We start from the raw sequence: 20,173 nt of genomic DNA, 5'->3' as shown, positions 1-20,173 counted from the left end.
GGCTCGGCCTTCGCATTTGCGCCTTCCGTGGCGTGGTGTAGAAGCCTTGCACGGCGCAGGGGCGCATGTTTGCTTCGAGGGTGAGAGACTCCGTGCTTCGTAATTTCTCGGGACGTTCGGCCGTCACTATCGCCGCTGTTCTCGTCGCCGTGTCGGTGGCGGGCTGCGCCGGCAAAGCCAAGAAGCCGACCCTGGCCTACGAAGAGCGCCCCGTCGAACTGCTTTATGCGACCGGCGCCAATCGGCTGGATCGCGGTGCGTGGAACGAGGCTGTCGACTATTTCCGCGAGGTCGAGCGCCAGCACCCCTATTCGGAATGGTCGCGCCGCTCGATCCTGATGACGGGCTACGCCCACTACATGGGCAACAACTATAATGACGCCATCGGCGACGCCGACCGGTTCATCTCGCTGTACCCGGGCAACCCGTCGGCCAGCTACGCCTACTATCTGAAGGCCGTCTGCTACTTCGAGCAGATCGTCGACGTGAACCGCGATCAGGCCGCCACCGAACAGGCGCTCGCAGCCCTGCGCGACGTCGTCCAGCGCTATCCCAACAGCGAGTACGCGACGGACGCCCGCCTGAAGATCGACATGGTCAACGACCAGTTGGCCGGCAAGGAAATGGCCATTGGTCGCTACTACCTGAAGAACGGCCAGACACTGGCCGCGATCGGTCGTTTCAAGGCGGTCATCGAACGGCACCAGACCACGTCGCACACGCCCGAGGCGCTCTACCGCCTGGTCGAGGCCTACATGACCCTGGGCCTGCTCGATGAGGCCAAGCGCAATGGCGCGGTGCTGGGCTACAACTTTCCGGGCGAGCGTTGGTACGCCGACGCCTACAAGTTGCTCAATGACAACGGCCTGAGACCCGCTGTCGAGCCGCTGAAGGCCGGCGCTAAGCGCAACGCGCTAGAGCGCATCCTGTCCAAGGACAAGGACACGACCCTGGCCCCCCCGGCGAGAAGAAGTCCAAGAAGGGCGGCTTGATGGGCGTGTTGGGCATGTAACGGCGACGGGATCGGGCCTCGATCCTGTTTCGTTCTACCTTGGCGCTTTCAAAAACTGTGATTCCCGGCGATCCTGCGCCCATGCTGATCGGCCTTTCCATCCGTGACGTCGTGCTCATCGAGAGCCTGGACCTCGCCATCGGCGAGGGCCTGACCGCGCTCACGGGTGAAACCGGCGCCGGCAAGTCGATCATTCTCGACGCCCTGGGCCTGGCGACGGGCGCGCGCGCCGACGCGGGCCTCGTTAGGCGAGGGGCCGCTGGCCACGCCTCGTCCACCGCGATCTTCGCCCTGCCGGCCGATCATCCAGCCTTCGCCTATCTCGACGACAAGGGTCTCGACTACGTCCGCGATGAGGACCTTGTCCTGCGCCGCCAGTTGTCCCCCGACGGCCGCAGCCGAGCCTTCGTCAACGACCAGGCCACCAGCGTCGGCGTACTCAAGGACCTGGGCGGCCTGCTGCTGGAAGTGCACGGCCAGCACGAAACGGTCGGCCTGCTGGATCCCAAGACCCATCGCAGCCTGCTGGACGCCTTTGGCGGCGTGTCGGTTTCGGCCGTCGCCTCGGCCTGGAGCGCTTGGCGCGCCGCGCGTGAGAAGGCCGACGCCCTGCGCGATCTCGCCGGCCGCGCCGCCGCCGAGACCGAGGAACTGACGCTCCGCCTGTCCGAACTGGATCGCCTCGACCCGCGTGAGGGTGAGGAGACAGCCTTGGCCGAGGAGCGGGCGCTGCTCAGCTCGGCGGAAAAGGCCATCACCGACATCGCCGCGGCCCAGGACGCGCTGGGCGGCGACAGCTTGTCGGGCAAGCTGGCCCAGGCCTATCGCGCCCTGGAGCGGGCCCGTGACCGCGCGCTGCAGGCTGGCGCGCCGGCCGACGGGGGCGCCATGACCCGGCTTTCGGCCGCCTGTGAGGCTGTCGATCGCGCCATCGTCGAGGCCCAGGAGGCCAGCGCCGCTATCGACGCCGTCGCCGAGTCCTTCGAGTTCGAACCCGACCGGCTGGAAAAGGCCGAGGAGCGCCTGTTCGCTCTGCGTGGCATGGCCCGCAAGCTGAACGTCCTCGTCGAGGACCTCCCGGCCACGCGCGCCGAGTTCGCCGCCCGCTTGCAGGCGATCGAGACGTCCGAGGACGCCCTGAAGGCTGCTGACAGCGACGCCGCCGAGGCCCGCGAGGCCTATCTCTACGCCGCCGAGGCCCTGTCGGCCGAGCGCCGCGCTGCGGGCGACGCCCTGGCCGTGGCGGTCGAGGCGGAACTGGCGCCGCTGAAGCTGGAGAAGGCCAGGTTCCGCGTGGCGCTGGAGCCGCTGTCGGAAGATCGCGCCGGTCCGACCGGCATCGACCGCGTCGCCTTCGAGATCTCGACCAATCCCGGCGCGCCGTTCGGGCCGATGGAGGCCATCGCGTCGGGCGGCGAGCTGGCGCGCTTCGCCCTGGCGCTGAAGGCCGCCCTGGCCGGACGCGGCGGCGGTCCGCAGCCTCTGATGATCTTCGATGAGGTCGACCAGGGCGTTGGCGGGGCCGTGGCCGACGCGGTGGGCCTGCGCCTCAAGCGCCTGGCCCAGAACGCTCAGGTGCTGGTCGTCACCCACTCAGCCCAGGTCGCCGCGCGCGCTGACGCGCACTGGTGGATCTCCAAATCCGGGGACGAAACCTCGACCCGCACCAAGGTCGAGCCGTTGACCCCCGCCCAGCGCGAGGAAGAGATCGCCCGCATGCTGTCGGGCGCCGAGGTGACCGAGGCGGCGAGGGCGGCCGCCCGGGCGTTGATGGCTTAAGGCGGATCGACCCTCAGCCCTTCCCTCTATCCGTCATTCCCGCCCTTGTGGCGGGAACCCCTGGTTCAGCTGATACGTGCGATGCAAGCGGACCGCGGGCGGTCCGCCTCTCGTGCACATGCGGCGGATAGAGAGGTTCCCGCCACAAGGGCGGGAATGACGGATGAATTGGGCGTGGGCGATCGAATGTCCATTCGCCCCGAGCCCATCGCTGACTCCCACCGTCAGGGGGAGGTTGCTAACGTCCCGCCTCGTTCCCGCCCTTCCGGATTCGCAGCCGTGTCCCTGATCCCCCTCGCAGACCTCACCGAAACCCAGGCTGTCGAGGAACTGGAACGCTTGGCCGATGAGCTGGCGCGGCATGACATCGCCTACCACCAGCAGGACAACCCGACGATCAGCGACGCTGAGTACGACGCGCTGAAGCGCCGCAACCTCGACATCGAGACCCGCTTTCCGCACCTGGTGCGCGACAACTCGCCGTCCATGCGGGTCGGCGCGGCGCGAGCCGAGCAGTTTTCGCCGGTGCGGCACGGCGCGCCGATGCTCAGCCTCGACAACGCCTTCTCCAACGACGAGGCCGAGGAGTTCGACGCGCGCGTCCGCCGCTTCTTGCGCCTGTCGCCCGGCGAGGTCCTGGCCTACACGGCCGAGCCCAAGATTGACGGCCTGTCGGCCTCGCTGCGTTACGAGAAGGGCGTGCTGGTCCAGGGCGCGACGCGCGGCGACGGCCAGACCGGCGAGGACGTCACCGCCAACCTGCGCACCATCACCGACATTCCGCACCGCCTGAAGGGCTCTGGCTGGCCTGACGTGATCGAGGTGCGGGGCGAGGTCTATGTCGAGCTGGAGGCCTTCGCGGCCTTCAACAAGGCCGCCGAGGACGCTGGCCAGCGGACCTACGCCAACCCCCGCAACTTCGCCGCCGGTTCGCTGCGCCAGATCGACCCCACGATCAGCGCCCAGAGGCCGCTAAGGTTCTTTGGCTATGCCTGGGGCCTGGTGTCGGAGCCCTTCGCGGATGGCCAGTGGGCGGCGCTGGAAGCGCTGCGTTCCTGGGGTTTCGTGACGACGGCGCCGCCAGCCCGCCGCGTCGAGAACGCTCAAGGCCTGCTGGACGTCTACGCCGAATTCGAGGCGCTGCGGCCGACCCTGAATTTCGACATCGACGGCGTGGTTTACAAGGTCGATGACCTGGAACTGCAGCGCCGCTTGGGCTTTGTCTCGCGCTCGCCCCGCTGGGCCATCGCCCGCAAGTTCCCGGCTCAGAAGGCCCGAACGGTCCTCGAAGCCATTGACCTGCAGGTCGGCCGTACCGGGGCGATCACGCCGGTGGCGCGGCTTAAGCCGGTGACCGTCGGCGGGGTGGTGGTGACCAACGCCACCTTGCACAATGGCGACGAGATCGAGCGCCTGGACGCCCGGATCGGCGATACGGTCGTTGTCCAGCGGGCCGGCGATGTGATCCCGCAGATTGTCGAGGTGGCGCTGGAGGCGCGGTCCGATCCCGCGCCGGAGCCCTATGTCTTCCCACATGTGTGCCCGTGCCCGTTGGAAACCCCGCTGGCCCGTGAGGTCAACGCCTCGGGTCAGGAATCGGTGGTGCGTCGCTGCACGGGCGAGTTCGCCTGTCCGTTTCAGCGGGTCGAGCACCTGCGCCACTTCGTCTCCCGCCGCGCCTTCGACATCGAGGGCCTGGGCGAAAAGCAGCTGCAGGCCTTCTTCGACGAGGGTTGGATCACCGAGCCCGCCGACATCTTCAAGCTGGCGCGGGACGAGGCGAAGCTGGCCGCTCTGCGCGAGCGCGAGGGTTATGGGGAGACGTCGGTCGCCAATCTGGTGCGGGGCATCGAGGCCCGGCGCACGATCAGCATGGATCGGATGATCTACGGCCTGGGCGCGCGCGACATCGGCGAGACCACCTCGACCGTTCTGGCCCGCAACTTCGACCGCTTCGAAGACCTGCAAGCCGCCGCCGAGGCCGCCGCCAAGGGGCTGCCGGGCGAGACTTATCTGGAGCTGTCCACGGCGCCGGGCGTCGGGCCCAAGGCCTTGGACACCCTGGTCGAGGCGGGGCGGGGCGGTCTCAAGGCCGATCCCTGGCCGCAAACCGACGACCTGGAGATCAAGGTCGGTCACGCGGTTCCCAAGCTGACCAAGCCCGCCCGCGCGGCCCTGGCCCAGCGCTATGGGACCTGGGACGCCTTCGCCGAGGGCCTCGCGGCCGCCGCCAGCGGCGCGCCGGGCGACGACTATCTGCATCTGGCCGCGATCGACGGCGTCGGTCCGGTCGCGGCCCAGTCGCTAGCGCGCTTCTTTGCCGAGGACCACAATCGTCAGAAGGTCGCCAACCTCGTCGCCGAACTCGACGTCCAGCCGGTTGAGAAGCCCAAGACCGACACGGCCGTCGCCGGCAAGACCATCGTCTTCACCGGCGCGCTGGAGAAGATGACCCGCGATGAAGCCAAGGCCCAGGCCGAGGGGCTGGGCGCCAAGGTCGCTTCGTCGGTGTCCAAGAAGACCGACCTCGTCGTCGCCGGCCCGGGCGCCGGCTCGAAGCTGAAGACCGCGACCGAGCTGGGCATTCAGGTCATGACCGAGGACGAGTGGCTAGAAATGGTCGGAAGCTGATCGCTTTTCGAAATCCCGCCGCCTTTTCGTGTCAGCTCTTGTCCGGGGGGAGGAGATCGCGCAACCAAGCGGTCAAACGCGCATTTGAAGCGCGACCCAGGGAGTTTTTGATGTTCCGCACCACCATGATCGCCGCCGCCGCGGCCCTAGGCTTTCTGGCCACGCCGGCCTTCGCCGCCGACGTCACGGGTGTCTGGCAGACCCCCACCAATGGCGGTCAGGTCGAGATCGCCCGCTGCGGCAACAGCCTGTGCGGCAAGCTGGTGAGCTCCAACCACATTCGCGAGAACCCGACGCTGAAGGATGTCCGGAACAAGGACGAATCCCAGCGCGTCCGCACGCTGAAGAACCTGCAGATGCTGTACGACTTTACCGGCGGCCCGGCCAAGTGGACCGGCGGCAAGGTCTATAACCCCGACGACGGCGGCACCTATGCCGGCACGATCGAACTGATCGGTGATAACCAGCTGAAGCTGAAAGGCTGCATCGTCGCGCCGCTCTGCAAGACGCAGGTCTGGACGCGGTTGCGGTAGGGCGTCCGACTTGCCCCCTCCGCGCTTCGCGCTCCTCCCCCATAGGGGGAAGAAGGAGCGCGTGCGCCTTCTGCCCCCTATGGGGGCGGACGACCGCGAAGCGGTCAGGTGGGGGCAAGTAATCGCCTAAAGCGGCGCGCAGACCTGTTCCATCCACGCCCGAACCTCCGGTTCCACGCGCGGACCGATCTCCCGCAACACCCGCGCGTGATAGACGTCGAACTGGGTGATCTCTTCGGTCGTCAGCAGCGCCTTGTCGATCAGGCGGCGGTCGATGGGGGCTAGGGTCAGGGCCTCGAAGCGGTGCATGGGGCGCTCGCCGCCGGGCACGTCCTGCGCCGGCATGACGACCTCGAGGTTCTCGATCCGGATGCCGTATTCGCCGTCCTTGTAGTAGCCGGGCTCGTTCGAGACGATCATGCCGGGCTGCAGGGCGATGGTGTTCGGGGCCTTGGAGATCCGCTGCGGTCCTTCGTGAACGCCCAGATAGACGCCGACGCCGTGGCCGGTGCCGTGGTCGTAGTCCAGGCCGTGGGCCCACAGCGCCGCGCGGGCGAAGGCGTCGATCGCCGAACCGGTGGTGCCGGCCGGGAAGCGCAGACGGGCGATGGCCAGGTGGCCCTTCAGGACGAGCGTGTTGCGCTGGACCATCTCGGCCGTGGGCTCGCCGATCGCCACAGTGCGGGTGACGTCGGTGGTGCCATCCAGGTACTGGCCGCCGCTGTCGACCAGCAGCAGCGAGCCCAGCTTGGCCCGCTCGTTGGACCGCTCGGTCGGACGGTAGTGGGGCAGGGCGCCGTGGCCGTTGGCCGCGCCGATGGTGTCGAAGCTGAGATCCTTGAGCACGCCTGTGGCCTCGCGGAAAGCTTCCAGCTTAGCGACGGCTTCCTTCTCGTCGGGCGGATTGACCTGCCCCTCGGTGGCCAGCCAATGCAGGAAGCGCGTCAGGGCCGCGCCGTCGCGGCGGTGGGCCTCGCGCGTGCCGTCCAGCTCGACGGCGTTCTTGCAGGCGCGGGGCAGGGTGCAGGGGTCCATGGCCCGCACGATCTTGGCGCCGGCGGCGGCCAGGGTGTCGAAGTACCAGGCCGAGGACTGGGCCGGATCGACGACGACGCTCTTGCCGGAAAGGTCGCCCAGCGCTTCGGCCAGCTTGTCTGGCGTTTCCAGAGAGACCTGATTGCCGAGCCAAGCCGGCAGGTCGGCGGACACCTTGGCCGGCTCGATGAACAGGCGGGCCGTGCCGTCGGCGTTCAGGATCGCCTGCGACAGGGGCAGAGGCGTGCGGATAACGTCGCCGCCGCGCACGTTGAACAGCCAAGCGATCGAGGCCGGCGCGGTGATCACCGCCGCCTCGGCGCCCAGGGCGGCGACCGACGCGCCGACGCGGGCGCGCTTGGCGCTGGAACCCTCACCGGCGTAGTCGATCGGCTGCGGGACGATCGGCGCCATCGGCTGGGCCGGGCGGGCCTGGCCCCAGGCCTGGTCGACCGGGTTGGCGGCGACAGGCTTCAGCGTGGCGCCAGCGCGGGCGGTGGCGGCCTTTAAGCTCTCCAGCGCGGCGGGGCTGTGCAGGCGGGCGTCATAGCCGATCACCGCGCCCTTTTGGACGGTCTCGAGATAGGCGGGCACGCCGCCCTCGACGAGGTCGCGGATCTCGAACACGCCCTGGTCGACCTGCTCGCGGACTTGGAGGGTATAGCGGCCGTCGACGAACACGGCGGCGCGATCGGTCAGGATCACCCCAGCCCCGGCCGAGCCGGTGAAGCCGCTGGCCCAGGCCAGCCGGTCATTGGCGGCGGGCAGGTATTCGTTCTGGTGCTCGTCCTCGTGCGGCACCAAAAAGCCGTCCAACCCCTGCGCCGCCATGGCTTGGCGGATCAGGGGGACGTGCTTGGGGCCGAAGGAGGGGGCGGTGGATTCGTCGAAGGTCTGGCGCATGGGTCAGGATTTAGAGTCTGGGTGATCGAACGCCAAGTGGCGGCGACTTCCGAAAGCTCGGTTTGATGCGTCGTGACGTCGCATGGTCATGTTCGCGGAAAGGTGGAAGCGTGCCGAAATTCTCTCGCGGAGCGATCGCCATGAAAGACTGCTGTTCCCACCGGATCAACGGATTGTCGCGCCGAGAGGCGTTCGGCCTGATCGCTCTAGGCGGCGGCGTCAGCCTGCTGTCCACCTTCGCGCCTAGCGTCGCCCGAGCGCGCGGTCACACAGATATGCTGCTGCTGACCTGCATGGACTATCGCCTGGTCGACGACACCGTCACCTACATGGATGGGCGAGGGCTGCGCGACAAATACGATCACGTCATCCTGGCCGGCGCTTCGCTGGGCGCTCTGAACGACAAATTTCCCAGCTGGGCCCCGACCTTCTGGAGCCACCTGGAGGTCGCCATCACCCTGCACGCTATCCACAAGGTCATGGTGATCGATCACCGCGACTGCGGGGCCTACAAGGTGATCCTCGGACCGGAGTCGGTCGACACGCCCGAGAAGGAGCTGGCGACCCACACCAAGGAACTTCAGACCCTACGCGCCGAAATCAAGCGCCGCCACGAGCACCTCGAGGTCGAGCTTGGCCTGATGTCGCTGGACGGCCGGGTGCAAGATATCGCCTGACCCGGCGTCCTTACGGCCGCTGCAACACCAGCGTCGCCCAGGCGTCGCGGTGGATGCGAGTCACGACCTTGAAGCCGCGCGACAGGTAGGCGGCCTTGACCATCCGCTCCTGGGTGCGCAGCAGGCCTGACAGGATGACCGTGCCGCCAGGAACGAGGGCGCGCTTGATGTCCTGAGCCAGGCTGATCAGCGGGCGGGCCAGGATGTTGGCGAAGACCAGATCGTAGGGCGCATTCTCGGCGACCAGCATGTTCGACAGGCCCGAGGCGTGGACGAATCGAGCGTTCGCCCGATTGACCTCGGCGTTTTCCTTGGCGATGCGCACGGACGGCTTGTCGATATCGGTGCCGACGGCGAGCTTCGCGCCCGTGCGGGCGGCGGCGATGGCCAAGAGGCCCGTGCCAGCCCCGACGTCGAGCACCTTGTTGAACTTCCGCGCCTTGATCAGGCGGTCATAGGCCTGCAGGCAGCCGACGGTGGTGCCATGGTGGCCGGTGCCGAAGGCCGCGCCAGCCTCGATGCGCAGGTTGACGGTGCTGGCCGGCAGGCGGCCACGATCGTGCATGCCGTAGACGAAGAAGCGGCCGGCGCGCACTGGCGGCAGACCCGACAGCGCCATGGCCAGCCAGTCAGCGTCGGCCAGGGTGTCGCGCGTGACCTTCAGGTCGTAGTCGGCCAGCAGGGCCATAAGGCTTTCGTCTTCTTCCTCCGTGGTGGGGAAGGCGTCGATGCGCCAGACGTTCTTGTCCTCGTCCTCTTCCAGGATCGAGTAGGTCGCGCCTTCCAGGCCGGGATGGTTGTCGATGGCGTCGGCGGCGGTCTCGGCGTCGGCGCGCGCGCCGCGGGCGACGATCTGCTGGGGCGTATAGTCGGTCATGCCGCTCCGTTAGCGGCAAAGACGGCGAAAAGCGAGCCTTGAGCGCTACTGTGTGATGCCGGCGAGGATCGTCGGGGGCGCCGCGCGCGCGCCGTCCTCGGGCAAGGACACATCCAGAATGTCGCCCCGCGCCGAGGCCCATCGCATCTCGTCCGGTGAGGGCGGCGGCGTGGCGGGGCCATGTTCGGCGGGGATATAAGGTGGAATGTCCGGAGCGGGCGGAGGCTCGTACTCCACGTACTGGATCGCCGGCGGTGGCGTGCGGGCGGCCTTCAGGGCGTCAGCGCCGATCACATAGTCCGGAACCTTGCCCGACGGCCAGGCGATCGGCTCGGCCTCGGCCATGGCCAGGCGCTCCACTCGCTCCATCTCGGGCACATAGGGACCATCCAGCGGCCCCGTTCTCAGCGCCAGGCCCGCCAGTGCGCCGGCGACCGCGCAAGCGGGGGCTCCATAGGCCACCGGGCGGGTAAGGGCGAAGGCCTTCAGGCGGTCGAGGATCTGGTCCAGGCGTTCCATGTCGCTAGAGCGCGCGAAACGGCTATTGGTTCGCGCGGCTGCGGGACTGGTCTCGTCGCCTTGACTGTGGTCAACCAAGACATGGCTACGACCAAGACGCCGCTGCTCCGTGAGCGCAAGGACGCCGAACATGCCCGCGTGACCTATGCCGAGCTGTTCTTCGATCTGGTGTTCGTGTTCGCGGTCACCCAGATCTCGCACGCGGTGCTGCGTCACCCTGACGGGCCGGGCCTGATCCACGCCACGGTGCTGCTGCTGGCGGTGTGGTGGTCTTGGATCTACACGGCTTGGGCGACGAACTGGCTGGATCCCGAGCGCTCACCGGTCAGGCTGATGCTGTTCGTGATGATGGCCGCGGCTCTGGTGCTGGCCGCCGCCATTCCCGACGCGTTCGGCGAGCGGGGTCTGGCCTTCGCCGCCGGGCACGTGATCATCCAGGTCGGGCGAACCGCCTTCTTCCTGTGGAGCGCCTGGCGCGCGCCGCAGCATCGCGCCAATTTCGCGCGCATCCTGGCCTGGCTGGCGTTCGCGGCGGTGTTCTGGATCGCGGGGGCCTTCGTCCAGGGCGAGGCGCGCCTTGCGATCTGGGCTCTGGCGCTGGGGATCGAATACCTCTCGCCGGCCGTGGGCTTCTGGACGCCCGGGCTAGGCCGCACCAAGAGCTCGGAATGGAAGGTCGAGGGCGGCCACATGGCCGAGCGCTGCGCCCTGTTCACGATCATCGCCCTGGGCGAGTCGATCATCGTCAGCGGCAACACCGTGGTGGGCATGCCGTGGGACGCGCCGGTGATGGCCGCGTTCGCCAGCGCCTTCGCGTGCAGCTTGGCGATGTGGTGGATCTACTTCTCGTCGACCGCCGAAGCCGCCAGCCGCGCCATCGAGGAGTCGAAGGATCCCGGCGCGATCGCCCGCGTCGCCTATACCTACGTCCACATCCTGCCGGTGGCGGGGATCATCGTGGCGGCGGTCGGGGACGAGTGGGTGATCCACCATCCCCTGGGCCACGCTGACGTCAAGATCGCGGCGGCGGTGATCGGCGGGCCGTTCTTGTTCCTGCTGGGCACGCTGCTGTTCAAGCTGGCCGTCTTCCGTCGCTGGTCGCGGGCGCGGATCACGGGCCTTCTTGCGCTGGCGGCCCTGGTCCCCATGGCGCTGAGCCTGAGCCCGCTGATGCTTTCCATCTTGTCGACGCTGGTCCTGGTGGCTGTCGGCGCGTGGGAGAGCCTGACGCCGCATCCGTCCGAGGACCCGCCCGAGTACGACGGGATCAAGCCGGGGCTCAAGGCCGAGGCTGAAGCCTAAGAACGGCTGATCAGGCCTTCTCGACGAAGCTGTCGATGACCTTCTTGTCGCCGGCCTTGTCGAAGGCGACGGTCAGCTTGTTGCCCTCGACGCCGGTGACCTTGCCGTAGCCGAATTTGACGTGGAACACGCGGTCGCCGCGCGAATAGGCGCTGTTGGTCGGGGCCGAAACGGCGACCAGCCGGCCTTCGCCCTCGATCGGGGCCGAGCGGGCGGACGAGCCCGACCGAACGCCTTGGGCGCCGCGCCACGATCCGCCACGCTCGCCAAAGCCAGAGGTCCGCTCCTGCGCCCGTTTCCAGCCGGGGCTGTCGTAGCTACCAGCCTGGAAGGCCGACGTCCCCGGGTCGTCCCAGCGCGAGGCGGCCGTTGACTGCATGCCCGGACCGCCGCCGTAATAGCCGGTCTCGGACGCCGCATCGACGTGGGCGATCGGCAGCTCGTCGACGAAGCGGCTGGGCAGCTGGCTGGTCCAGCGGCCATAGACCTGCCGGTTGGCCACGAAGCTGATGCGAGCCTCCTCGCGGGCGCGGGTGATGCCGACATAGGCCAGGCGGCGCTCTTCCTCGAGGCCCTTTTCGCCCTTGTCGTCCATGCTGCGCTGGCTGGGGAAGACGCCTTCCTCCCAGCCGGGCAGGAAGACCAGCGGGAACTCCAGGCCCTTGGCCGAGTGCAGGGTCATGATCCAGACCGCGTCGCCGGTCGCCTCGCGATCCAGGTCCATCACCAGCGACACGTGCTCCAGATAGGCCTCCAGCGTGTCGAACGAGCCCATCGACTGAACGAGTTCCTTCAGGTTCTCCAGTCGCGTCTGGCTGGTCGGACCCTTGTCCAGGCGCAGGGCGTCGGTATAGCCGCTCTCCTCCAGCACGGTCTCCAGCAGGCGCTGGTGATGCACCGTCCCGACCAGCGAGCGCCAGCGGTCCAGGTCGCGGATGAAGTTGCTGAGCGCCGTGCGGGTGCGGGCCGGAAGCTCGTCGCTGGCGATGATCTGCCGCGCGGCCTCGACGGTCGAGATCCCGCCCAGGCGGGCGATCTGCAGCAGCTTCTGCACCGAGGTGTCGCCGATGCCGCGCTTGGGCGTGTTGACGATCCGCTCGAAGGCCAAATCATCGTCCGGCGACTGGATCAGCCGCAGATAGGCGTGGGCGTCGCGGATCTCGGCGCGCTCGAAGAAGCGCGGGCCGCCGACCACCTTGTAGGGGATCTGCAGCAGCACGAAGCGCTCTTCGAAGGCGCGCATCTGGAAGCTGGCGCGGACCAGGATGGCCATCTGGCTGTACTTGCGGCCGGCCTTCTTGGCGCGCTCGATCTCGTCGGCGATCAGGCGGCTTTCAGCCTCGCCGTCCCAGACGCCTGACACCTTGACCTTCTCGCCGCCCTTGGACGGGGTCCACAGGGTCTTGCCCAGGCGCCCCTTGTTGGCGGTGATCAAGCCCGAGGCGGCCGCCAGAATGTGCTCGGTCGAGCGGTAGTTGCATTCCAGGCGCACGACCTTCGCGCCCGGGAAATCGCGTTCGAAGCGCAGGATGTTGTCGACCTCGGCCCCGCGCCAGCCATAGATCGACTGGTCGTCATCGCCGACGCAGCAGACATTCTGGCGGCCTTGGGCCAGCAGGCGCAGCCACAGATACTGGGCGACGTTGGTGTCCTGATACTCGTCGACCATCACGTATTTGAAGCGGCGCTGGAACTCGTCCAGCACGTCGGGATGGCCGGTGAACAGGCTGATATTGTGCAGCAAGAGGTCGCCGAAGTCGCAGGCGTTCAGGATGCGCAGGCGCTCCTGATACTGGCGATAGAGGGTTATGCCCTTGCCGCCCGCGAACTCGCCGGCCTCGCTGGTCGGGACGCGGTCGGGCGTCCAGCCGCGGTTTTTCCAGCCGTCGATGATCTGCGACAGGATACGGGGCGTCCACCGCTTGGCGTCGATGTTCTCGGCCTCGATCAGCTGCTTGAGCAGCCGCTCGTTATCGTCGGTGTCGATGATCGTGTAGTTGGACTTCAGCCCGATCAGCTCGGCGTGGCGGCGCAGGATCTGGGCGGCCACCGAGTGGAAGGTGCCCAGCCACCGCAGACCCTCGGCCTCCGGGCCGATGATGTGGGTGATCCGCTCGCGCATCTCGCGCGCGGCCTTGTTGGTGAAGGTGACGGCCAGCAGCTCCCACGGCTTGGCGCGGCCGGTGGCCAGGATGTGCGCCAGGCGCGTGGTCAGCACGCGGGTCTTGCCGGTGCCGGCGCCGGCCAGAACGAGCAGGGGGCCCTCGGTGGTCTCGACCGCCTCGCGCTGCTCGGGGTTCAAGCCGTCCAGATAGGCGGGCGCCATGCCAGCCGGAGGTCTCGCCCGGGCCAGGTCGGAAATACGCGGAGCGGGATGATCGCCCGGAAAGTCTCCCGGGAAATCGAATGAATCGGCGTCGGGGTGCATGGGAACATATGTAGCACACGCAGCGCCCGGCTTAACCCCCAACCGCAGGAAGCGGAACCGGGGTGGCTTTGGCGCCGTTGATCCGTTGAAGCGTCCGGTAACGGGGAGATCGCCATGCCCACCAGAAGCGAACGCGACCGGACCCACCACGGCCAGACCCCGTGGGCGGCCCTGCTGGTGCTGGCGCTGCTGGCCGCGCTGGTGTTTGGCGCCTGGCGCTTGGGTGTCATCGTCGGAAGCGGAGCCGATTGGCCGCCGCCCTTGCCACGATGGTCGGCCCTAAAGGATGTTCCCAAACCGCCGGCGGTTCCGACGCAGCGCCGTCCGGCCGTCCGGCCGTTCAGCCAGGCTAGGTCCCGTCGCTCGCGACGTGGGAAAGGGCGAAGACGCGGCAAGCTGAGGCCAGCGGGCGATCGCCTCGTTCGGTGTCGATCCTCTGTATCAGCGCCGCCAGGCTAGAGCCATGCATCGCGGCCGCGCTGTCTAGAACGGCCCAGAATTCCGGCTCGAGCGCGAGAGACGTGGCGTGACCAGCCAAGTTCACGGATCGCTTCTTCAATCCTGCCATGCGCGCTCAGATCCTTCTGCATCTGGCCCATGCCATTACGGCCCCCGTCAGGGCGAGAAGATTCTCACGGTTCCTCCGTTGGTTGGCCATTGGGGGAGGCTCTATTGTGCGTTGATCTCGCACTGGCCAGCGTCTAGCGTTTTGCGCCTGTGGAGTTCGCGCGCGATGCTATTTCAATTTAGCCGTCGACGGCAGCCAGCCGCGATAGAGCCAGCCGCGATAGAGCCGGTGGCTGCGGGTATCCTTCGATCCCTGAAAGCCTTTCAGGATGGCGCCAAAGGCCTGGCCGCGCCGGGGGGCTGGGTGTTCCTGATCAACGACACCAATGATTTCCTGAGCTGGCAGTTCGGCCTCAAGCGCTGGAGCCCCGAGGAGCGGGAGACTGTCGAAGCGTTGCTGGCCGATAGAATGACCCTCTTGGGCGATCGGCACTATCAGATGGTCATCTGTCCCGAGAAAAGCGTTGTCTACAGCGAGTGGCTGCCGAGCGGCTTGGCGGATATCGCGGCCAACGACGAGCGGCCGGCGACCGTGATGGCTAGCGCCGCGTCGGGGCGTATCCTTTATCTGGCGGATCGCTTCGAACAGCTCAAACGCTTTGGGCTGCTGTTCTTCCGCGGCGACACCCACGTCAATTTCCTGGGCGCCTATCACCTTTACCGCGAAGCGATCCTGGCGCTGAAGGCTGGCGGCGCGCCCGTGGGTGATCCCATAGCCTTTGGCCAACTGCAGCACTTCGTGGCCGGGATGGAAGGGGACATCTTCATCCAGCTCCCGGAGGCCGCGAAGGATGACTTCGAGATCGACGCATCGCTCGGCCGTGTCGGCAACATGCTGGAGGTGTTGATGTCCCACACGCTGCCCGAGGCGCGAAAGCGAACCCGGCGCGTCGAGACGCCAGAGGGCTATATCCCCGGCGGCGGCGGGCGCGAGACGGTGATCATGGAGCATGAGGACCCAAGCCTGCCCAAGGCTCTGGTGTTCCGAGACTCGACCGCCACGCTGAGTATCGACCTGCTGGCGCAGCATTTTTCGCGCTCAGTCTATGTTTGGCACGAAGGCGACGTGATCGGCGAGCTGATCGACCGGGAGCAGCCCGACGTGATCCTGCACTTCGTGGCCGAGCGGTTCCTGGCCACCTATCCGCGCGCCGTGGCCATCAACCGACACGTCGGCTGATCAGTCCTCGCGCTTGGCGCCGTCCAGCTCGCGCCGCAGCTTCTCGGCGCGAGCGGCCTCTTGCGACTTCTCCGCCTTGGTGCGGCCAAAGCGGACGCGGTTCTCGGCGGCGCGGGCCTTGTCGTCAGCCTTGGCCTTGGCCTTGCGGGCTTGGTTCAGATTGACGACGTCGGCCATGGCGGTATCCGGACCTGTGAGCTTCTCGCGCTTTGAAGGTCATCGGACGAACACGCGCGGGATGCAAGTCCAGGACGCGCCTCGCCTTAGGCGTCGTCCTTGGCCAGGGCCCGGGCGAGGGCAGGGCGAGCGTTGGCGCGCGCCAGCCATTCGTCATAGGCCTTGTGCGGCGGCAGCATCTGGCGCGCGAACTGCAGCAGGCTGACGAACAGGATGTCGGCGGCCGAGAAGCGCTCGCCCAACAGCCAGGGCGAGGCCTCCAGCGTGGCGCGCAACCGTTCGTCCATCGTCTGATACTGCGCCTTGTCCTGGTCATCCTGCCTCTGCTTCCAGAGGTTGGTGACGGCTGGCTCCAGAACGCCGGCGTAGTAGGCCAGCCAGGAGAGGTAAGGGCCGCGCAAAGGATCACCGACCGTCGGACCCAGGCCCGCAGCGGGGAACTTGTCCGTCAGGTAGAGGGCGATCGCCGCGGACTCGGTGATCAGCACGCCGTCGTCCGTCAGCGCGGGAACCTGACCGTGCGGATGCGGATTGGCCGGGTCGCGCGCGCCGGTGTTGCTGACGGCGCGATAGACGTCGACCTTACGGATTTCGCACGGCGCGCCGAGCTCCTCCAGCAACCATATGAAACGGGTCGAGCGTGAGCGCGGCGCGTGGAAGAGGGTCAGCATGGCGGCTTCATCCGTCTGTTTAGAGTATCGGAGCGTGCCTTGGCTCCGGACATTAGGGTCGCCGTCTTCGGTCCCGTATGTGGCAGCATGACCACTCATATTGACGGTTCGCCAGAAGCACCCGCCTATCCGTCGCGACAGCGCGGAGGTCCGAAAATGTACACACTCTATGGTTCGCCCAGCACGGCCGGCACGGCCATCCATTGGATGCTGCTGGAGCTCGGCGTCCCGTTCGATCTGAAGCTGCTGGATTTCGAAAAGGGCGAGCACAAGACGCCCGAGTATCTGGCGCTCAATCCGGACGGGGTGGTCCCGACCCTGATCGTCGATAGCAAGCCGCTGACGCAGATGGCCGCTCTGGCGACCCTGCTGGCGGAACGGCATCCCGAGGCGGGCTTCGCGCCTCCCGTTGGTTCGCTCGAGCGGGCGGAATATCTGAGCTGGAGCTTCTGGCTGGCCAACAGCTTCCAACCGCATTTCCGCGCCTGGTTCTATTCGCACGAGCCAGCCGGCGGCGAAGCTCAAGATGCGGTGCAGGCCGCCGCCCGGGCGCGGATAGAGGCCGGTCTGGCGCGGCTGGACGCGCATCTCGCCGATCGCGACTACATCGTCGGTGACCGCTTTACGAGCGTCGACCTGTTGGCCACGATCTTGTGTCGCTGGTCGCGCAACATGCCCAAGCCCGCGACCGAATGGCCGAACCTCAAGCGCTACCTCGATCGCATCCGCCAGCGCCCGGCGCTGCGCGAGGTCCATGCTCGCGAGGGCCTGACCGACTGGATTGATGGGTAGGCGTTAAATCCTCCCCCCAAGGGGGAGGCGGCCGAAGGCAGGAGGGGGAAGTTCGGGCTATCCGGCTTCTTCCCCCTCCGTCGTCTCTTCGAGCCGACACCTCCCCCGCTGGGGGAGGATTTGAGTCTTACTTCACCGCCGCGCAGAAGCGCTGGATGCGCGAGCAGGCGTCTTCCAGGACTTCGTTGCTGGTGGCGTAGCTGATGCGGAAGAACGGCGAGAGACCGAACGCCGCGCCGTGCACGACGGCCACGCCTTCGGACTCCAGCAGTTCGGTGGCGAAGTCTTCGTCACTCGCGATGACCTTGCCCGAGGGCGCGGTCTTACCGATCAGGCCGGCGCACGAGGGATAGACATAGAACGCGCCTTCCGGGGTCGGGCAGTGCAGGCCGGTGGCCTGGTTCAGCATCGACACCACCAGATCGCGGCGCTCCTGAAACAGCTTGGCGTTCGGCTTGATGAAGTCCTGCGTGCCGTTCAGCGCCTCAAGCGCGGCCCACTGCGAGATCGAGCAGGGGTTCGAGGTCGTCTGGCTGATCATCTTGCCCATGGCCTTGATCAGCGGCTCGGGACCGGCGGCGTAGCCGATGCGCCAGCCGGTCATCGAATAGCCCTTGGAGACGCCGTTCATCGTCAGGGTGCGGTCATAGAGCTTGGGCTCGACCTGGGCGATGGTGGTGAACTCGAAGTCGTCGAACACCAGGTGCTCGTACATGTCGTCGGTCAGCACCCAGACCTGCGGATGGCGCAGCAGCACGTCCGCGATCGCCTGCAGCTCGGCGCGCGTATAGGCGCCGCCCGACGGGTTCGAGGGGCTGTTGATGATCAGCCACTTGGTCTTGGGCGTGATCGCCGCTTCCAGGGCCGCCGGCGTGATCTTGAAGCCGCTCTCGGCGGTGGTCTCGACCGAGATGGGCGTACCGCCGGCCAGCAGGGTCATGTCGGGATACGACACCCAGTACGGCGCGGGGATGATCACCTCGTCGCCGGGGTTCAGGGTGGCGACCAGGGCGTTATAGATCACGGGCTTGCCGCCCGGGGCGACGTGGACCTGGCTGGGCTTATACTCCAGGCCGTTCTCGCGCTTGAACTTGGCGCAGATGGCGACCTTCAGTTCGGGCATGCCGTCCGGGTCGGTATACTTGGTCTTGCCGGCCTTGATCGCCTCGATCGCGGCGTTCTTGATATTGTCCGGCGTGTCGAAGTCCGGTTCGCCCGCCGAGAGGGCGATCACGTCACGACCGGCGGCTTTCAGCGCGCGCGCCTTGGCGCTGATGGCGATGGTGGCCGACGGTGCGATACGCCGCAGTGCGGCGGACTCAAGCGACATCTTGCAGGACTCCCCTGTGCTTGCATGGCCCTTCAGGCGGGCCGGATCAGGATTGCGGCGGTCTTTACGCCCCCGAACGTCCCGGCGCAACGCGGGCGGACCTGTTTCCCAACCCTTTTTATGGCGCTTGCGCTCGCGCGGCTTCTTGCCTGCCTTCGGATCTCAAGATAGCGGTACCAGGTGAGGCGAGGGCGCGAAGACGACCGCCGCCTTAGGGGAAACGCAAGGCCGAGGAATCGCTCGGCGAGGGAAGGGGAGCGCCCATGAACAAGCGAGTCCTGTGCGCCGCCATGGCGGCGATGGCTCTGTCGCTCGGCGCGCCGGCGATGGCGCGCCAGTCTGGCGATGGCGATATTCTGCAGAAGGCGATCAACAAGCCTTCCGCCAACTGGCACGTCCACGGCGCCAATCAGAAGACGACGCCGGTCAAGGACAAGGCGATCGCCGGGGGCGGCGCGATGAAGGTCGAGGTGCTGGCTGGTGGCGACAAGCCCTGGAGCGTTGGGGCGCAACAGAGCCTGAGCGGCAAGATCACCAAGGGCGACGTGATGCTGGTCGCCTTCTGGGCCAAGGCCGAGAGCGTGGACGGCGGTCCCGCCGAGGCGACGATCTCGGCGGTGCGCGTTCAGCAAGCGGCCTCGCCTTACGACGCCGCGATGCAGGGACCGGTGAAGGTCGCCGGGGACTGGAAGATGTACACCGTGCCCGGTCGGGCCAGCATCGACATTCCGGCTGGCGCGAGCGCTGTCGCCCTGCACTTGGGATCGGCCAAGCAGACCGTGCAGCTGGGGCCTGTTTTCGTCCTCGACTTTGGGCCCGACTACGACCTGAGCAAGCTGGCCCAGTAGGACGGCGACGCCGTCCGATCGGGGGCGAGGCGAAGCTCTCCGGGTGATCCGCGATCGCTGGGCGAGCCGGTGCGCGGATCGTCCTGACGCGGCTTGACCCAGCGTCGCGCATGAGCGAGGCAGGGCGCGTGATCCGCCGCTTCATCGACTTCGTGACCAATATGGACGCCCGCGCCTGGCGCATGGTGGGGGTCTCGTTCGTGCTGTTTGGCGGCGTCGGGGTCGTCTTCCTGTTCGGCGCGCAGCTTTTGGGCGTGAACGGCGAGGCGGCGGTCGAGCACTGGCTGGGCGCGGCCACGGGGCCCTGGGCCTTGCCGGCGGCGGTGGCGGCCTTCGCGGTCATGGCCTTCCTGGGCGTGCCGCAGTTCGTGCTGATCGCCGCGGCGGTGGTGGCGTTCGGGCCCTGGACCGGCTTCGCCTACAGCTGGATCGGGACCCTGGTCTCGTCGCTGGTGGGGTTCTGGCTGGGGCGGGCCTATGGCGCGAAGATCCTGCGCGAGTTCGCCACCGAGGGCGTGAACAAGTTCATGCGGATGATCGGCAAGAACGGCTTCATGGCCAGCCTGATCGTGCGCCTGGTGCCCTCGGCGCCGTTCATCGTCGTCAACATGGCCGCCGGGGTGACTCCCATGCGCCTGCGCGACTTCACGGCCGGCACGGCCATCGGCATCGTGCCGAAGATCGCCCTAACCGCCTTCGCCGGCAATTCGATCGTCCAGGCGATGAGGGGCGGCGGCAAGCAGCACATCGTCATGATCGTGCTGGCCATCGTCATCTGGCTGGGCATGGGTCTCGTCAGCCGCGCTTGGCTGAAGAAACGCGAGGCGGCCGAGGACGGCGCGCCGGAGTAGGGCGCTTCTCCGACCGCTGTACTGGGATTTGGCAAGAACCGTGCGGGCGAGGGCGTTATGG

General features: G+C 67.5%; 17 protein-coding genes and 1 pseudogene. 10 read left to right on the top strand and 8 right to left on the bottom strand.

Annotation, left to right across the window (positions count from 1 at the left end; translation table 11 throughout):
* The first annotated feature begins 80 nt into the window (after nt 1-80).
* The 4 genes and pseudogenes from CSW59_RS01975 to CSW59_RS01955 all read left to right on the top strand — a co-directional run bounded on the left by CSW59_RS01975 (nt 81) and on the right by CSW59_RS01955 (nt 5,955).
* Nucleotides 81-1,012, top strand: a pseudogene (locus CSW59_RS01975) (outer membrane protein assembly factor BamD).
* An 81-nt stretch (nt 1,013-1,093) separates the two neighbouring features.
* Nucleotides 1,094-2,791: a DNA repair protein RecN gene (recN, locus tag CSW59_RS01970; protein ID WP_099442444.1), complete on the top strand. Its 1,698-nt coding sequence runs from the start codon at nt 1,094-1,096 to the stop codon at nt 2,789-2,791.
* Between the two features lie 279 nt (nt 2,792-3,070).
* Nucleotides 3,071-5,422, top strand: coding sequence for an NAD-dependent DNA ligase LigA (gene ligA / locus CSW59_RS01960; RefSeq protein ID WP_099442443.1), 2,352 nt, complete (start codon nt 3,071-3,073; stop codon nt 5,420-5,422).
* Nucleotides 5,423-5,532: 110 nt separating this feature from the next.
* Nucleotides 5,533-5,955: a DUF2147 domain-containing protein gene (locus CSW59_RS01955; protein WP_099442442.1), complete on the top strand. Its 423-nt coding sequence runs from the start codon at nt 5,533-5,535 to the stop codon at nt 5,953-5,955.
* A gap of 126 nt (nt 5,956-6,081) precedes the next feature.
* Here CSW59_RS01955 and CSW59_RS01950 read toward each other — a convergent pair whose 3' ends face one another.
* Nucleotides 6,082-7,893 (bottom strand): aminopeptidase P family protein, encoded by a 1,812-nt coding sequence (locus CSW59_RS01950; protein ID WP_099442441.1) that lies wholly within the window; start codon nt 7,891-7,893, stop codon nt 6,082-6,084.
* Between the two features lie 140 nt (nt 7,894-8,033).
* Here CSW59_RS01950 and CSW59_RS01945 point away from each other — a divergent pair, with 140 nt between their 5' ends.
* The gene (locus CSW59_RS01945) at nt 8,034-8,570 is read left to right on the top strand and encodes a carbonic anhydrase (protein WP_099442440.1); all 537 of its coding nucleotides are present in this window, start codon (nt 8,034-8,036) and stop codon (nt 8,568-8,570) included.
* 10 nt (nt 8,571-8,580) lie between these two features.
* On the opposite strand, the gene CSW59_RS01940 is transcribed toward CSW59_RS01945, so the two are convergent.
* Nucleotides 8,581-9,447, bottom strand: coding sequence for a 50S ribosomal protein L11 methyltransferase (locus CSW59_RS01940; RefSeq protein WP_099442439.1), 867 nt, complete (start codon nt 9,445-9,447; stop codon nt 8,581-8,583).
* A gap of 45 nt (nt 9,448-9,492) precedes the next feature.
* On the bottom strand, nt 9,493-9,966 hold the full coding sequence (locus CSW59_RS01935) for a hypothetical protein (protein WP_099442438.1): 474 nt from the start codon (nt 9,964-9,966) through the stop codon (nt 9,493-9,495).
* 81 nt (nt 9,967-10,047) lie between these two features.
* Here CSW59_RS01935 and CSW59_RS01930 point away from each other — a divergent pair, with 81 nt between their 5' ends.
* A complete protein-coding gene (locus CSW59_RS01930) occupies nt 10,048-11,268 on the top strand; it encodes a low temperature requirement protein A (protein WP_099442437.1) in 1,221 nt (406 codons plus the stop codon).
* Between the two features lie 10 nt (nt 11,269-11,278).
* Here CSW59_RS01930 and CSW59_RS01925 read toward each other — a convergent pair whose 3' ends face one another.
* Together CSW59_RS01925 and CSW59_RS01920 are read right to left on the bottom strand one after the other, a co-directional pair.
* Entirely contained in the window at nt 11,279-13,696 is a 2,418-nt protein-coding gene (locus tag CSW59_RS01925; RefSeq protein WP_099442436.1) for an ATP-dependent helicase, read from the bottom strand.
* A 349-nt stretch (nt 13,697-14,045) separates the two neighbouring features.
* Complete coding sequence (locus tag CSW59_RS01920) at nt 14,046-14,264, bottom strand: ribbon-helix-helix domain-containing protein (RefSeq protein ID WP_099442435.1); 219 nt, start codon at nt 14,262-14,264, stop codon at nt 14,046-14,048.
* Between the two features lie 228 nt (nt 14,265-14,492).
* Between CSW59_RS01920 and CSW59_RS01915 the strand changes: the two genes are divergently transcribed.
* On the top strand, nt 14,493-15,443 hold the full coding sequence (locus CSW59_RS01915) for a hypothetical protein (RefSeq protein WP_099442434.1): 951 nt from the start codon (nt 14,493-14,495) through the stop codon (nt 15,441-15,443).
* Here the strand turns inward: CSW59_RS01915 and CSW59_RS01910 are convergent, their stop codons facing one another.
* Both CSW59_RS01910 and CSW59_RS01905 read right to left on the bottom strand, forming a co-directional pair.
* Nucleotides 15,444-15,620 carry a DUF4169 family protein gene (locus CSW59_RS01910; RefSeq protein ID WP_099442433.1) on the bottom strand — a complete coding sequence of 59 codons (177 nt, stop codon included), beginning with the start codon at nt 15,618-15,620 and terminating at the stop codon, nt 15,444-15,446.
* Nucleotides 15,621-15,706: 86 nt separating this feature from the next.
* Nucleotides 15,707-16,291, bottom strand: a complete 585-nt coding sequence (locus CSW59_RS01905) for a glutathione S-transferase family protein (protein WP_099442432.1) — start codon at nt 16,289-16,291, stop codon at nt 15,707-15,709.
* A gap of 156 nt (nt 16,292-16,447) precedes the next feature.
* Between CSW59_RS01905 and CSW59_RS01900 the strand changes: the two genes are divergently transcribed.
* Entirely contained in the window at nt 16,448-17,083 is a 636-nt protein-coding gene (locus tag CSW59_RS01900; RefSeq protein ID WP_099442431.1) for a glutathione S-transferase family protein, read from the top strand.
* 127 nt (nt 17,084-17,210) lie between these two features.
* Here the strand turns inward: CSW59_RS01900 and CSW59_RS01890 are convergent, their stop codons facing one another.
* Nucleotides 17,211-18,413: a pyridoxal phosphate-dependent aminotransferase gene (locus CSW59_RS01890; RefSeq protein WP_099442430.1), complete on the bottom strand. Its 1,203-nt coding sequence runs from the start codon at nt 18,411-18,413 to the stop codon at nt 17,211-17,213.
* A 263-nt stretch (nt 18,414-18,676) separates the two neighbouring features.
* On the opposite strand from CSW59_RS01890, the gene CSW59_RS01885 reads away from it, so the two are divergent.
* Both CSW59_RS01885 and CSW59_RS01880 read left to right on the top strand, forming a co-directional pair.
* Nucleotides 18,677-19,261 (top strand): carbohydrate binding domain-containing protein, encoded by a 585-nt coding sequence (locus CSW59_RS01885; RefSeq protein ID WP_099442429.1) that lies wholly within the window; start codon nt 18,677-18,679, stop codon nt 19,259-19,261.
* Nucleotides 19,262-19,389: 128 nt separating this feature from the next.
* Complete coding sequence (locus CSW59_RS01880; RefSeq protein WP_099442428.1) at nt 19,390-20,112, top strand: TVP38/TMEM64 family protein; 723 nt, start codon at nt 19,390-19,392, stop codon at nt 20,110-20,112.
* Nucleotides 20,113-20,173 lie beyond the last annotated feature (61 nt).

This window comes from Caulobacter sp. BP25, from assembly GCF_002737755.1.
In the GTDB taxonomy this organism is placed as follows: domain Bacteria; phylum Pseudomonadota; class Alphaproteobacteria; order Caulobacterales; family Caulobacteraceae; genus Caulobacter.
The sequence above is the reverse complement of the archived record's forward strand: the minus strand, read 5'-3'. Positions and strand labels throughout refer to the sequence as shown.